Annotated in this window: 15 protein-coding genes; 6 read left to right on the plus strand and 9 right to left on the minus strand. The window is 71.4% G+C overall.

Features of this window, described 5'->3' with window-relative positions:
* Window positions 1-119: 119 nt before the first annotated feature.
* The 5 genes from ACWFR3_RS45110 to argC are packed head-to-tail and all read right to left on the minus strand — an operon-like array spanning window position 120 to window position 5,016.
* On the minus strand, window positions 120-674 hold the full coding sequence (locus ACWFR3_RS45110; protein ID WP_453740533.1) for an arginine repressor: 555 nt from the start codon (window positions 672-674) through the stop codon (window positions 120-122).
* A gap of 7 nt (window positions 675-681) precedes the next feature.
* Window positions 682-1,890 carry an acetylornithine transaminase gene (locus ACWFR3_RS45115; RefSeq protein WP_453740534.1) on the minus strand — a complete coding sequence of 403 codons (1,209 nt, stop codon included), beginning with the start codon at window positions 1,888-1,890 and terminating at the stop codon, window positions 682-684.
* Window positions 1,887-2,840, minus strand: a complete 954-nt coding sequence (gene argB, locus ACWFR3_RS45120; protein WP_453740535.1) for an acetylglutamate kinase — start codon at window positions 2,838-2,840, stop codon at window positions 1,887-1,889. The genes ACWFR3_RS45115 and argB overlap by 4 nt, the downstream gene beginning before the upstream one ends.
* Window positions 2,837-3,991 carry a bifunctional glutamate N-acetyltransferase/amino-acid acetyltransferase ArgJ gene (gene argJ, locus ACWFR3_RS45125; protein ID WP_453740536.1) on the minus strand — a complete coding sequence of 385 codons (1,155 nt, stop codon included), beginning with the start codon at window positions 3,989-3,991 and terminating at the stop codon, window positions 2,837-2,839. Before argJ ends, argB begins: the two co-directional genes overlap by 4 nt.
* Window positions 3,988-5,016: an N-acetyl-gamma-glutamyl-phosphate reductase gene (argC, locus tag ACWFR3_RS45130; RefSeq protein ID WP_453740537.1), complete on the minus strand. Its 1,029-nt coding sequence runs from the start codon at window positions 5,014-5,016 to the stop codon at window positions 3,988-3,990. The genes argJ and argC overlap by 4 nt, the downstream gene beginning before the upstream one ends.
* A gap of 171 nt (window positions 5,017-5,187) precedes the next feature.
* Between argC and ACWFR3_RS45135 the strand changes: the two genes are divergently transcribed.
* The 3 genes from ACWFR3_RS45135 to ACWFR3_RS45145 all read left to right on the plus strand — a co-directional run bounded on the left by ACWFR3_RS45135 (window position 5,188) and on the right by ACWFR3_RS45145 (window position 7,327).
* On the plus strand, window positions 5,188-5,661 hold the full coding sequence (locus ACWFR3_RS45135; RefSeq protein ID WP_453740538.1) for a VOC family protein: 474 nt from the start codon (window positions 5,188-5,190) through the stop codon (window positions 5,659-5,661).
* Window positions 5,662-5,786: 125 nt separating this feature from the next.
* On the plus strand, window positions 5,787-6,779 hold the full coding sequence (locus ACWFR3_RS45140; RefSeq protein WP_453740539.1) for an aldo/keto reductase: 993 nt from the start codon (window positions 5,787-5,789) through the stop codon (window positions 6,777-6,779).
* A 62-nt stretch (window positions 6,780-6,841) separates the two neighbouring features.
* Window positions 6,842-7,327: a DUF6314 family protein gene (locus ACWFR3_RS45145; protein WP_453740540.1), complete on the plus strand. Its 486-nt coding sequence runs from the start codon at window positions 6,842-6,844 to the stop codon at window positions 7,325-7,327.
* On the opposite strand, the gene ACWFR3_RS45150 is transcribed toward ACWFR3_RS45145, so the two are convergent.
* From ACWFR3_RS45150 to ACWFR3_RS45160, 3 genes are all read right to left on the minus strand, one after another.
* Complete coding sequence (locus ACWFR3_RS45150; protein ID WP_453740541.1) at window positions 7,302-7,886, minus strand: histidine phosphatase family protein; 585 nt, start codon at window positions 7,884-7,886, stop codon at window positions 7,302-7,304. The two genes, ACWFR3_RS45145 and ACWFR3_RS45150, sit on opposite strands and share 26 nt — an antisense overlap.
* Window positions 7,887-7,967: 81 nt before the next feature.
* Window positions 7,968-8,408: a GNAT family N-acetyltransferase gene (locus ACWFR3_RS45155; protein ID WP_453740542.1), complete on the minus strand. Its 441-nt coding sequence runs from the start codon at window positions 8,406-8,408 to the stop codon at window positions 7,968-7,970.
* A gap of 98 nt (window positions 8,409-8,506) precedes the next feature.
* Entirely contained in the window at window positions 8,507-9,964 is a 1,458-nt protein-coding gene (locus tag ACWFR3_RS45160; RefSeq protein WP_453740543.1) for an aminotransferase-like domain-containing protein, read from the minus strand.
* Here ACWFR3_RS45160 and ACWFR3_RS45165 point away from each other — a divergent pair.
* Both ACWFR3_RS45165 and ACWFR3_RS45170 read left to right on the plus strand, forming a co-directional pair.
* Window positions 9,963-10,898, plus strand: a complete 936-nt coding sequence (locus ACWFR3_RS45165) for a DMT family transporter (RefSeq protein WP_453740544.1) — start codon at window positions 9,963-9,965, stop codon at window positions 10,896-10,898. The genes ACWFR3_RS45160 and ACWFR3_RS45165 overlap by 2 nt on opposite strands.
* Before the next feature lie 114 nt (window positions 10,899-11,012).
* Window positions 11,013-11,207, plus strand: a complete 195-nt coding sequence (locus ACWFR3_RS45170; protein ID WP_453740545.1) for a DUF1918 domain-containing protein — start codon at window positions 11,013-11,015, stop codon at window positions 11,205-11,207.
* Window positions 11,208-11,226: 19 nt separating this feature from the next.
* Here ACWFR3_RS45170 and ACWFR3_RS45175 read toward each other — a convergent pair whose 3' ends face one another.
* Complete coding sequence (locus ACWFR3_RS45175; protein ID WP_453740546.1) at window positions 11,227-12,459, minus strand: glycoside hydrolase family 10 protein; 1,233 nt, start codon at window positions 12,457-12,459, stop codon at window positions 11,227-11,229.
* A 179-nt stretch (window positions 12,460-12,638) separates the two neighbouring features.
* On the opposite strand from ACWFR3_RS45175, the gene ACWFR3_RS45180 reads away from it, so the two are divergent.
* Complete coding sequence (locus ACWFR3_RS45180) at window positions 12,639-13,499, plus strand: 3-hydroxybutyryl-CoA dehydrogenase (RefSeq protein ID WP_453740547.1); 861 nt, start codon at window positions 12,639-12,641, stop codon at window positions 13,497-13,499.
* Window positions 13,500-13,601 lie beyond the last annotated feature (102 nt).

Raw genomic sequence — 13,601 nt, forward strand, 5'->3', positions numbered from 1 at the left:
GGCTGAATATCTTCAGCCCGTCCGGCGTTTGAGGACGAACTCGGCGAAGCCGGTGATGACGGTACGCACAAGGCCCTCGCGCCGGCGAGTTTTCGGGAAGGGGCGGGGTTGGGGACTGATCAGTGCTCGTTGGATGCCAGCCGCAGCAAGTGATCTGCTAGGGCCTGCCCCCCGGTCGCCTCCCGGCTGATCAGCATCAGGGTGTCGTCCCCCGCAATCGTCCCCAGAATGTCATGCAGCTCCGCCTGATCGATCGCCGAGGCGAGGAACTGCGCGGCCCCCGGCGGCGTCCGCACGACGACCAGATTGGCCGAAGCCTCCGCGGAGATGAGCAGCTCCGCGGAGAGGCGCCGCATCCGCTCCTCCTTGGCGGACTCCCCCAGCGGCGCACGCGGAGTGCGGAAACCGCCCTCGCTCGGCACCGCGTAGATCAGATCGCCCTCGGCGTTGCGGATCTTCACCGCGTTCAGCTCGTCCAGGTCCCGCGAGAGCGTCGCCTGAGTGACGGTGAGCCCGTCGTCGGCGAGCAGCTTCGCCAGCTGGCTCTGGGAGCGGACCGGCTGCCGGTTGAGGATGTCCACGATCCGGCGGTGGCGTGCGGTGCGGGTCTGCGGCACTGCGGGCCCGGCGTGATCCGGGTGCTCCACGTGCTCATTGCCTTGCGCCTGGCTCATCGTCGTCTCATTCTCCGGATCGTCCGTCCCCGTTGGCCGCGGTGGCCTGGTCAAGCACGCCGGGCAGGGCCCGGAGGAACGCGTCCACCTCGTCGTCGCGCACGTTCAGCGGCGGCATCAGCCGTACGACATCGGGAGCGGGCACGTTCACCAGGAAGCCGGCGTCCTGAGCCGCCTGCTGCGCCAGGGGCGCGAGCGGCTCGGTGAGCACGATACCCAGCAGCAGCCCCGCACCCCGGACATGGCCCACGAGCGGGTGTCCGAGTGACTCGATTCCGTCGCGCAGCTTCTCGCTCGCACGCTTCACGTTGTCCAGGAGTCCGTCGGCCTCGATCGTGTCGAGCACGGCGAGTCCCGCGGCGCACGCCACGGGGTTCCCGCCGAATGTCGTGCCGTGGTGACCGGGCTTGAGCAGCTCGGCAGCCGCGCCGAACGCGACCGTCGCGCCGAGCGGCAGTCCGCCGCCCAGACCCTTTGCGAGCGTGACCACATCGGGCTCCACGCCCTCGTGTGCGAGGTATTCGAACCAGTGGCCGGTACGGCCGATTCCGGTCTGCACCTCGTCGAGGACGAGGAGGGTTCCGGTGGCCGTGGTGATGTCGCGGGCCGCCTTCAGGTATCCGGCGGGCGGCACGATGACGCCGTTCTCGCCCTGGATCGGTTCGATGATGACGAGGGCTGTTTCTTCGGTGACCGCCGCCCGCAGCGCGTCCGCGTCTCCGTATGGGACGTGCGTGACGTCGCCCGGCAGCGGCAGGAACGGCTCCTGCTTCCCTGGCTGGCCGGTGAGGGCGAGCGCGCCCATGGTCCGGCCGTGGAAGCCGCCGTCCGTGGCGACCATGTGCGAACGCCCGGTCAGGCGGCCGATCTTGAAGGCGCCTTCGTTGGCCTCGGCGCCGGAGTTGCAGAAGTACACCCGGCCCGGCCGGCCGAAGAGCTGGAGCAGCCGCTCGGCGAGCGCGACCGGCGGCTCGGCGATGAAGAGGTTCGAGACATGGCCGAGGGACGCGATCTGGGTGCTGACCGCCTCGACGACCGCCGGGTGGGCGTGGCCGAGCGCGTTGACCGCGATGCCGCCGACGAAGTCGACGTACTCCTTGCCGTCGGCATCCCAGAGCTTGCTGCCCGCGCCGCGCACGAGGGGCAACTTGGGGGTGCCGTAGTTGTCCATCAGCGCGTCCTGCCAGCGCTGGGTCAGCTCCTCGTTGCCGGTCATGCCGCTTCCCCCTCCATGTCGTCCTCAGGTGTGTCCGGCACGACCATCGTGCCGATGCCCTCGTCGGTGAAGATCTCCAGCAGGATCGAGTGCTGGACCCGTCCGTCGATCACGCGGGCCGTCTCGACGCCGTTGCGCACGGCGTGCAGACAGCCCTCCATCTTCGGGACCATGCCGCTGGCCAGCTCGGGGAGGAGCTTCTCCAGCTCCTTCGCGGTCAGGCGGCTGATCACCTCGTCGCTGTTGGGCCAGTCCTCGTAGAGGCCCTCGACGTCCGTGAGGACCATGAGGGTCTCGGCATCCAGGGCCGCAGCGAGTGCCGCAGCCGCCGTATCAGCATTGACGTTGTAGACATGTCCGTCGTCCTGGGAGCGGGCGATCGAGGAGACGACCGGGATGCGGCCGTCCGCGAGCAGGGCCTCGATCGCGCCGGTGTCGATCTCGGTGATCTCGCCGACGCGGCCGATGTCGACCAGCTCGCCTTCGATGCGGGGCTGGTGCTTGGTGGCGGTGATGGTGTGCGCGTCCTCGCCGGTGAGGCCGACGGCGAGCGGGCCGTGCTGGTTGAGCAGGCCGACCAGCTCACGCTGGACCTGGCCCGCCAGGACCATGCGTACGACGTCCATCGCGTCCTCGGTGGTGACCCGCAGGCCCGCCTTGAACTCGCTGACGATGCCGTGCCGGTCGAGGGCCTTGCTGATCTGCGGTCCGCCGCCGTGCACGACGACGGGCCTGAGGCCCGCGTGGTGCAGGAAGACGACGTCCTGCGCGAAGGCGGCCTTCAGCTCCTCGTCGATCATGGCGTTGCCGCCGAACTTGATGACGACGGTCTTGCCGCGGTGCCTGGTCAGCCAGGGCAGCGCCTCGATGAGGATCTGTGCCTTGGGGAGGGCGGTGTGCTTGCGCGCGGTCGGGTTGCCGCCGGTGGTCTTGCTCGTATCGCCGCTCATGAGGAGTACGCGCTGTTCTCGTGGACGTAGTCGGCGGTGAGGTCGTTGGCCCAGATCACGACGGGCTCGGCGGTGCCCGCCGCCAGATCGGCGGTGATCTTGACCTCGCGGTAGCGCATGTCGACGAGCTCGCGGTCCTCGCCCACGCTGCCGTTCTTGCAGACCCAGACGTCGTTGATGGCGACGTTCAGCTGGTCGGGCTCGAAGGCGGCCTTCGTCGTGCCGATGGCGGAGAGCACCCGGCCCCAGTTGGGGTCCTCGCCGTGGATGGCGCACTTGAGGAGGTTGTTGCGGGCGATGGAGCGGCCCACCTCCACGGCGTCGTCCTCGGAGGCGGCGTTGACGACCTCGATGCGGATGTCCTTGCTCGCGCCCTCGGCGTCGCCGATCAGCTGGCGCGCGAGGTCGTCGCAGACGGCGCGGACGGCCTCGGCGAACTCGGCGTACTCCGGGGCGACTTGCGAGGCGCCGGAGGCGAGAAGCAGCACCGTGTCGTTGGTCGACATGCAGCCGTCGGAGTCGACGCGGTCGAAGGTGACCTTCGTGGCGTCCCGCAGCGCCTTGTCCAGGACCTCGGCCTCCAGGTCGGCGTCCGTGGTGAGGACGACGAGCATCGTGGCGAGGCCGGGGGCGAGCATGCCCGCGCCCTTCGCCATGCCGCCGACCGTCCAGCTGTCCTTGGTGACCACGGCCGTCTTGTGCACGCTGTCGGTGGTCTTGATGGCGATGGCGGCCTTCTCGCCGCCGTGCGCGGAGAGTTCACCGGCGGCGGTGTCGACGCCCGGCAGGAGCTTGTCCATGGGGAGCGTGACGCCGATGAGTCCGGTCGACGCGACGGCGACCTCGCCCGCGTTCAGGTCGAGGGTCTCGGCGACCTTCTCGGCGGTGGCGTGCGTGTCCTGGAAGCCCTGCGGCCCCGTACAGGCGTTGGCGCCACCGGAGTTGAGGACGACGGCCGAGACGAGCCCGCCCTTGACGACCTGCTCCGACCAGAGGACCGGGGCGGCCTTGACGCGGTTGGAGGTGAAGACGCCCGCGGCGGCCAGGCGGGGCCCGGTGTTGACCACGAGGGCCAGGTCCGGGTTGCCGTTCTCCTTGATCCCGGCGGCGATGCCCGCCGCCGTGAATCCCTGCGCTGCCGTGACGCTCACGGTGCCACTCCGATCGTGGAAAGACCGAGCTCCTCAGGGAGCCCGAGTGCGATGTTCATGCTCTGCACCGCGCCGCCGGCGGTGCCCTTGGCGAGGTTGTCGATGGCGCTGATCACGATGACGCGCCCGGCCGCCTCGTCGTACGCGACCTGGATCTGCACGGCGTTCGAGCCGTACACCGCGGCGGTCGCCGGCCACTGCCCCTCGGGGAGCAGGTGCACGAACGGTTCGTCCGCGTAGGCCTTCTCGTACGCGGCCCGCACGGACTCGGCGGTGACGCCGTCCGTGGCCTTCGCGCTGCACGTGGCGAGGATGCCGCGGGGCATCGGGGCCAGGGTGGGCGTGAAGGAGACGGTGACCCGGGTGCCCGCGGCGGCGGACAGGTTCTGGATCATCTCCGGGGTGTGCCGGTGCACGCCGCCCACGCCGTACGGCGACATGGAGCCCATGACCTCGGAGCCGAGCAGGTGCGGCTTGGCCGCCTTGCCCGCGCCCGAGGTCCCGGAAGCCGCGACGATCACGGCTTCGGCCTCGGCGAGCCCGGCGGCGTACGCGGGAACGAGCGCGAGCGAGACGGCCGTGGGGTAGCAGCCGGGCACCGCGATGCGCTTGGAGCCCGCAAGGGCGGCGCGGGCGTCCGGCAGCTCGGGCAGGCCGTAGGGCCAGGTCCCGGCGTGCTCGCTGCCGTAGAACTTCTCCCAGTCGGCCGCGTCCGTCAGCCGGAAGTCGGCACCCATGTCGACGACGAGGACGTCCGGGCCGAGCTGCTCGGCGACGGCGGCGGACTGGCCGTGGGGCAGGGCGAGGAAGACGACGTCGTGACCGGCGAGGACCTCGGCGGTGGTCGGCTCCAGGACGCGGTCGGCGAGCGGCATCAGGTGCGGCTGCAGCGCACCCAGGCGCTGGCCCGCGTTCGAGTTGCCGGTCAGGGCGCCGATCTCCACCTCGGGGTGGACGAGCAGCAGGCGCAGCAATTCACCGCCCGCGTACCCGCTCGCTCCTGCCACTGCTGCACGTACCGCCATGGAACCCTCCTCTTGGAGAGCATGACTATACGCAGAGCCGCAGTTTTATGCAACGAGAACCGAGGGTGCCCGGTAGCGATGAGTTCCCTCCGCGGCGAGGGTCAGTACAGGCAGACACCCGGACACACGGGCAGACACCGGCTCGGCCGAACCCGACGACAGGAGAGAGTCATGCCCCGCATCACGCCCAACCTCTGGTTCGACACGCAGGGCGAGGACGCAGCGAAGTTCTACGTATCGGTCTTCCCGAACTCGAAGATCACGAGCGTCGCCCACTACGGCGAGGCAGGACCGCGACCGGTCGGGACCGTGATGACCGTCGAGTTCGAGCTCGACGGCCAGCCCTACCTGGCGCTCAACGGCGGCCCCGAGTTCACCTTCAACGAGGCGGTCTCCCTCTCGATCGACTGCGCCGACCAGGCAGAGGTCGACCACTACTGGACGAAGCTCTCCGAAGGCGGCGAGGAAGGCCCGTGCGGCTGGCTCAAGGACAGGTTCGGGCTGTCCTGGCAGGTCGTCCCCTCCGCCCTGGGCACCCTCATGTCCGACCCCGACCAGGGACGGGCGCAGCGCGCGATGGCGGCCATGCTCGGCATGAAGAAGCTCGACGTGGCGGCGCTGTACGCGGCGGCGGACCAGAAGTAGCCCCGCCCCGGCCCCGCCTCGTCTGAACTCCCCGTCAATTGGCTTGACTTGGTGCCGATTCAACCTCCTAGGGTTGGAGCCGTCCGCCCCCGGCAGGGCTCGCGGCTCCACAGGGAGGTAACGCCATGACCAGCGTTCCCACGCGCCGTCTCGGTGCACTGACCGTCTCCGCGCAGGGGCTCGGCTGCATGGGGATGAGTCGCGACGCGTACGGCGCCGCGGACGACGCGCAGTCGGTCGCGACGATCCACCGCGCTCTCGATCTCGGCGTCAGCCTGCTCGACACCTCCGACGTCTACGGCGACGGCCACAACGAAGAGCTGGTCAGCCGGGCGCTGACGGCGGGGCGGCGCGAGCAGGCGGTCGTCGCCACGAAGTTCGGCTTCGCCAACCGGCCCGGCGAACCGCTCAGGATCCGGGGCGACGCCGCCTACGTACGACAGGCGTGCGAGGCCTCCCTGCGGCGCCTCGGAGTCGACCACATCGACCTGTATTACCTGCACCGGGTCGACCGGAGCGTGCCGATCGAGGAGACGGTCGGTGCGATGGCCGAGCTCGTCGAGGCCGGAAAGGTACGCCACCTGGGGCTCTCCGAGGCGAGCGCGCGGACGATCCGGCGGGCGCACGCGGTGCATCCGATCGCCGCGCTCGAAAGCGAGTGGTCGCTGTGGACGCGGGACCTGGAGGCGGAGATCGCGCCGGTCTGCCGGGAGCTCGGCATCGGCGTCGTGCCGTTCTCGCCGCTCGGACGCGGTTTCCTGACCGGGCGCTACACCTCCGTCGACAGCCTCGATGAAGGCGACATGCGGCGCGAGCAGCCGCGGTTCGCCGACGGGAACCTCGAACGGAACCTGTCCATCGTGACCGCCCTCGACACGCTCGCAGCCGAGAAGGGCGTCACCACGGGGCAGCTCGCCCTGGCCTGGGTGCAGCACCGGGGCGACGACGTGGTGCCGATTCCGGGCACGCGCCGGGAGAAGTACCTCACGGAGAACCTGGGCGCGCTCGCCGTCGAGCTGTCCGCGGACGAGCTCGCGGCGATCGACGCAGTGGCCCCCGCCGGTTCGGTCGCGGGCACGCGCTACGACAAGGGGCATCTTGCTCTCGTCGACGAGTAGCCGGGCAGCCGCGTAGCCGGGCAGCCGCTTGGCCGAGCGGACAGGGGCGTTAACCTGCGGACATGTCTGTTCCGGATGAGGCGGCCGACGCGGTAGCGGTGACGTACCACCCCGTGCCCGACGTACTGGCGTATCTGGCCGGAGAGTGGACCGTGGACCGCACGGCACAGGATCTGGCCGGGAACGCGGAGGGGCACTTCACGGGAACGACGGTGTTCACGCGCCTTGACGACGACGACACCGGCGGCGGCCTCCTGCACCACGAGTCCGGCACCTTCGTCTGGCGGGGCACCGCACGCCCCGCCGAACGCACCCTGCGCTTCCTGCCCGGCGAGGAGCCCGGCATCGCGCAGGTCACCTTCGCCGACGGCCGCCCCTTCCACGACCTGGACCTGCGCACCGGAAGGCACACCGCCGACCATCCGTGCGCGCTCGACCTCTACCGGGGCGAATTCGAGGTCCACGACGAGGAGCGCTGGCGGATGCGGTGGCGAGTCGCCGGGCCCGCCAAGGACCTGATCCTCACGACGGCGTACACGCGGCGCTGACCCGCAGGTTCCAGCGGCCGCCGTGGCCGGCCAGGGTGACCGTCGACAGGGGACGGACGTCGATGTTCCAGTACGTCGACGGGGGTGCCTTCAGGGCGTAGACGAGGGCCGCGCGGACGACCGCGGGCTCGGCCACCGCGAGGATCCGTGAGCCGTCGTCGACGGGGCGGGTGTCCAGCCAGCCGCCTATCCGCGAGATGAACGCCAGGAGGGACTCGCCGCCGTGCGGCGCCGAACGCGGGTCCCGCAGCCAGGCGTCGACGGCGGCGGGTTCGCTCGCCGTCACGTCGCCGAGGGTCAGGCCTCGCCAGCGCCCCATGTCGCAGTCCCGCAGGGCGGGTTGGGCCAGGGGCGCGAAACCGAGGGCGTCGCCGGTGGCGCGGCTGCGCGGAGTGGGCGAGCAGTAGCGCAGTTCGGCCACGCCGAGCGGGAGCAGGGCGGGCGCTGCGAGCTGCACCTCGCGCCAGCCCGCCTGGTCGAGCGGCCGGTCGTCGTCGAAACGCTCGGCGAGCAGCGAGCCGCTTCGCGCGGCGGCGATGAGCGAGACGCGGGTCTGCATGCGGTGATCGTGGGGCGCGCGGCAGCGCAGGTCAAGGCCTCGCCGAGAGTACGTACGCGGCCCTTGCGGCCGGGCATCCGCTCACTGCAGGCCCAGCGCCATCCACTTCGCCGGATTTTCGAGAGCGCGGAATCCGACCTTCTCGTACACCCCGTGCGCATCGGCCGTTGCCAGCAGAATCCGCCGCAGACCGCTCGGCTCCAGGTGGTCCCTGACCGCGGCCACGAGCGCGCTCCCGAACCCCTTGCCGCGCACCGCCCGGTCGACGTACACGTCACAGATCCAGGCGAAGGTCGCGTGGTCGGTCACCACGCGGGCATACGCGACCTGCTCACCGGAAGCCTCCTCGTACACCCCGAAGTTGAGGGACCCGGCGATCGCCCGGTCCTGCTTCTCCCGGGTCCGCCCCATGGCCCAGTACGCGTCCGTGGAGAGCCAGTGGTGGACGCGGGCGGCGTCGAGGCGAGCGGCATCGACGGAGATCTCGTACCCGGCGGGAAGGGTGTGCGGCGCATCGGTCATCCCGCAAGGCTGGCAGCCGCCCGAAGGACCGTCGAGCGGATTTCACCAGGCGGACCCGCCCCGCGGCCGCGACCTCGGCCGTCCCCGCGGCCCCAGCTTCAGCCGGCCCCCCGGCCGGGCGTCCCCCACACCTCGTCGCACGCCGCCCGGAGCCTGCGCACCCCCTCGCCGATCTCCCCCACCCCGGCGACCGCCGCGAAGCTCAGCCGCACGTACGCCGCCGTGGGTTCGGCCGCGAAGTACGGGCGGCCGGGGGCCACCGCGACGCCCGCGCGCAGGGCCGCGCCCACCAGGTCCGCCTCGTTCGTGCCGTCGGGCAGGCGCAGCCACAGGAGGTAGCCGCCCGCGGGGATGTGCGGCAGGGCGAGTTCGGGCAGGCGAAGACGCAGGGCCGCCGCCATCGCGTCCCTGCGTTCCTTCAACTCGCCCGCCACGTTGCGCAGATGGCGCGGCCAGGCCGGGGATCCGACCAGTTCGAGTGCCGCCTCCTGGAGCGGTCTGGGCACGAAGAAGTGGTCGACGACCTGGATCGCCCGCAGCCGCTCCAGAACCGGTCCGCGCGCGACGAGGGCGCTCACCCGGAAGCTCGGCGATGTGGCCTTGGTGAGCGAGCAGACGTGTACGACGACCCCGTCCGGGTCGTCGGACTGCAGCGGCCTCGGCAGCGGGCCCGCGTCCTCGTGGACCAGGCGGCGCACGAAGTCGTCCTCGACGACGAAGGCCCCCGCCTCCCGGGCGATGCGCAGCACCTCCGGGCGGCGGGCCGCGGAAAGCACCGCCCCCGTCGGGTTCTGGAACAGCGGCTGGCAGACGAACACCCGCGCGCCCGTGGCCTTGAACGCCGCGGCGAGGAGCTGGGGGCGTACGCCGTCCACGTCCACCGGCACCGGAACCGGCCGCAGCCCGGCCGCGCGGGCGATCGCCAGCATGCCGGGATACGTCGGCGACTCGACCAGGACCGGCGTGCCGGGAGGGGCCAGCGCGCGCAGCGCCGTGGTGAGCGCGCTCTGGCCACCCGCCGTGATCAGCACGTCGGCGGCCGTGATCGCGCCGCCGATGCCCCGCGCGAACCATTCCCGCAGCTCGGGAAGCCCGTCCATCGGCGGCCTCCCCCACGCGCCGGGCCGCCGCCCCGCCCGGCCGAGGGCCGCCGCCATCGCGCGCTCGGGCTGCAGCGAGGGATGCAGATAGCCGCCGTTGAACTCGATGACGCCTGGCGACGGCGCGGCGAGCGTGGCCAGGACCCCCGAGGCGTCCACCGCGCGCGGCACCAGCTCCGTCGCCGTGTCCGCGCTCAGCGACACCTCCTGCCACGAGGTGTCCCCCGCCGGCGCCGCGGCGGTCTGCGGCTCGGCGCGGAAGACACCGGCGCCGGGCCGCGTGACGACCAGGCCCTCCGCGGCCAGCTGCCCCAGGGCCCGCGACACGGTCACCGGGCTCACGCGGAACCGGTCGACCAGCGCACGGCTGGACAGCAGCTTTCCACCTGGCGAGTAGCGGTCAAGCTCGCTTCGCAGCCTGTTTGCCAACTCGGCGACACTGCTACTCTCATTCATGACAGCACAGGATAGCGCTACTCTTCCCTGCCGGATAGCAGTTCCCACGGCCCGAGCCGCGGGCCCGCGGCACAGCTCCCGCCGTACCGGCACCGTCATGGCCGCGCTCGGCGTCATCGCCTTCTCGCTCACGTTCCCCTCCACGGCCTGGGGCCTGGAAGGCATCGGCCCCTGGTCGTTTGTGGCCCTGCGCGGCGTCCTGAGTGCGGTCATCGCGGGCGGCGCCCTGCTCGCCCTGCGTATCCCGCTGCCCGCGCGCCGCCACTGGGCCGGGCTCGCGGTCGTCGGCGCCGGAGTCGTCATCGGCTTCCCGCTGCTCACCACGCTCGCCCTGCAGACCTCCACCACCGCCCACGCGGCCGTGGTCGTCGGGCTGCTCCCGCTGACGACCGCCGTGTTCTCGGTGCTGCGCACGGGGGCCAGGCCCTCACGGACCTTTTGGGCGGCGGCCCTCGCGGGCGCGGCCGCGGTGATCGCGTTCACCGTCCAGCAGAGCGGCGGCGCCCTGTCGACCGCCGACCTCTATCTCTTCGCCTCGCTCCTGATCTGCGCGGCCGGCTACACCGAGGGCGGGCGGCTGGCCCGCGAGATGCCGGGCTGGCAGGTCATCGGCTGGGCGCTTGTCCTGTGCCTGCCGCTCGCCGTGGCCGGGGCCGCCGTCGCCCTGCGGCACGAGCCCTTCCAGCTCACGGGCCACAGCACCGCGGGCCTGCTCTACGCCGCCATCGGCTCGCAGTTCCTCGGCCTGGTCGTCTGGTACCGCGGCATGGCGGCGATCGGCGTCCCCAAGGCCAGCCAGCTCCAGCTCGCACAGCCGCTGCTCACCCTGGTCTGGTCGGTCTTCCTGCTCGGCGAGCACCTCACGCCCGCCGCACCGCTGACCGCGGCCGCCGTCCTCGTGTGCATCGCGGTCACCCAACGGGCGCGCGGCTAGCGGCTCGTGACGGATCCCCCCGGCAGCCGACGGCCAGGCCCCAGCAGGCGCCACCGGCCGTAGACTTGCGGCCACGGAAAGCAACCGCAGGGTGGGACGAGGAGGTCGCTCCAGATGCGTGCAACCGTAGGCGACGAGCTGGTGCTGCACGGCAGGACCGTCGGACAGCACGACCGGATCGCGGAGATCGTGGAGGTGCTCGGCGCGGACGGCGGCCCGCCGTTCCGCGTCCGCTTCGAGGACGGCCACGAGACACTGATGTCACCGGGCCCCGACACCGTCGTACGGCATCAGGACCCGGCTTCCTGACTTCCGCGGGGAGTGCCGGTCAGCGGGGCGGCCTGGCCGGCTTCTGATAGTGGTCGGCGACCACCCGCGCCATGGCGCCGATCTTGTCCACGCCCACTTCCTTCGCCGAGAAGTACACATGCCCGCGCGCCTGCGGGAATCCCTTGGCGTAGGTGAGGTGGCGGGACAGTTCGGCCGGGTCCTGCCAGGCCGCGGGCTGTGCGGGATCGCCCGCCTTGTACAGGGCCTCCCCCACGTACAGCCGCACGCCCGTGCCCTCGACCGTGTCGGCCCACCAGGGCAGCAGCTTGCCGTAGTCCGCGACGGTGAAGCCGATATTCCAGTACAACTGCGGACAGATGTAGTCCAGCCAGCCCTTCTTGACCCAGCCGCGGGTGTCGGCGTGCAGATTGTCGTAGGTCTGCACGCCCGCCTGCGTGTCCGAACCGAGCGGGTCGGTCGATGCGTTGCGCCAGACGCCGAACGGGCTGATCCCGAACTGCACGTGCTTGCGGACCTTCTTGATCCGCCCCGCCATCTCGCGCACCAGACGGTCGATGTTGTCGCGCCGCCAGGCGGCCCGGTCGGAGAATCCGCCGCCGTAGCGCGCGAAGGCGTCGTCGTCGTCGAAGACCTGCCCGGCGACCGGATACGGGTAGAAGTAGTCGTCCCAGTGCACGGCGTCGACGGCGTAGTGCCGCACGGCGTCGAGCATCGCGTCCTGCACAAAGCGCCGCACCTCGGGCAGGCCGGGGTTGTAGTAGAGCTTCCCGCCGTACGGCACGACCCAGTCGGGGTGCAGCCGCGCCGGGTGAGTCGGGACCAGGCGCGAGGGGTCCGTGTGGTTGGCGATACGGAAGGGGTTGAACCAGGCGTGCAGCTCAAGACCCCTGCGGTGCGCTTCGGCCACGGCGGTGCCCAGCGGGTCCCAGCCGGGGTGCTTGCCCTGCACGCCGGTCAGGCACTCCGCCCACGGCTCGTACGGCGAGGGCCACAACGCGTCGGCGGTGGGCCGCACTTGGAAGACCACGGCGTTCAGCCGGCGCCGCACGGCCGTGTCCAGATGGCCGATCAGTTCGGCCCGCTGCTGGGCCGGCGTCAGGCCCGGCTTCGAGGGCCAGTCACGGTTGGCGACGGTCGCCAGCCACATGCCCCGCAGCTCGCGGCGCGAAGGCGCCCGGCCGGGAACGGCCGCCGCGTCCCCCGCCGCTGTGAGCCCGGCCACCATCGCAGCCGCCGCAATCGTGAACCCTCGGCGTGACATACGCCTCATCCGCTCGCCCCCTGGGCCGCTACATCCGCCAGAACCGCAATGTGTGAGAGACAGCATGCCCGACCCGGCCCCCTTAGCACGGGAGGTTCGGGAGTAACGTTCACCGCCGGGGCAGACGCCGAAACCGTACGGCGGCTGCCCGCCCGTAGATCAGCGAAAGGCACGAGGTGACCGACTCTATGCCCGACATCGCACGCGTCGGAGTAGTGGGCTGTGGCCAGATGGGCGCAGGGATCGCGGAGGTCTGCGCCCGCTCCGGACTCGACGTGAAGGTCGCGGAGACGACCGGCGAGGCCCTGGAGATCGGCCGCACCCGGCTCTACAACTCCCTCTCCAAGGCCGCCGAGCGCGGCAAGATCTCGGAGGAGGAGCGCGACGAGACGCTCGCCCGCCTCAGCTTCACGACCGACCTCGGGGAGTTCTCCGACCGCGACCTCGTGATCGAGGCGGTCGTCGAGAACGAGGCGGTCAAGACCGAGATCTTCCAGGTGCTCGACCAGGTGGTGACCCGGCAGGACGCGATCCTGGCCTCCAACACCTCCTCGATCCCGCTGGTGAAGCTGGCCGTCGCCACCTCCCGCCCCGACGCGGTCATCGGCATCCACTTCTTCAACCCGGCCCCGGTGCAGCAGCTCGTGGAGCTGATCCCCGCGCTCACGACGTCCGAGGGCACGATCAGCCGCGCGCAGACCATGGTCGAGAAGGTGCTGGGCAAGCACGCGATCCGCGCCCAGGACCGCTCGGGCTTCGTGGTCAACGCGCTGCTCATCCCGTATCTGCTCTCGGCGATCCGGATGTTCGAGTCGGGCATCGCCAGCCGCGAGGACATCGACAACGGCATGGAGCTCGGCTGCGCCCACCCGATGGGCCCGCTCAAGCTCGCCGACCTGATCGGCCTGGACACCGTCGCCTCGGTGGCGGACAGCATGTACGCCGAGTACAAGGAGCCGCTGTACGCCGCTCCCCCGCTGCTGCAGCGGATGGTGGACGCGGGCCGGCTCGGCCGCAAGTCCGGCTCGGGCTTCTACCCCTACGCCTGATACCTCCGCCTGATACCCGTACGCCTGGCAGCCGTACGTCCGGTACCACTCACACCGGTACCCGTAATTCGCACCGCACGCGGGCCCGGCACTCGATCGAGT

This window comes from Streptomyces sp. NPDC055189 (assembly GCF_053606765.1).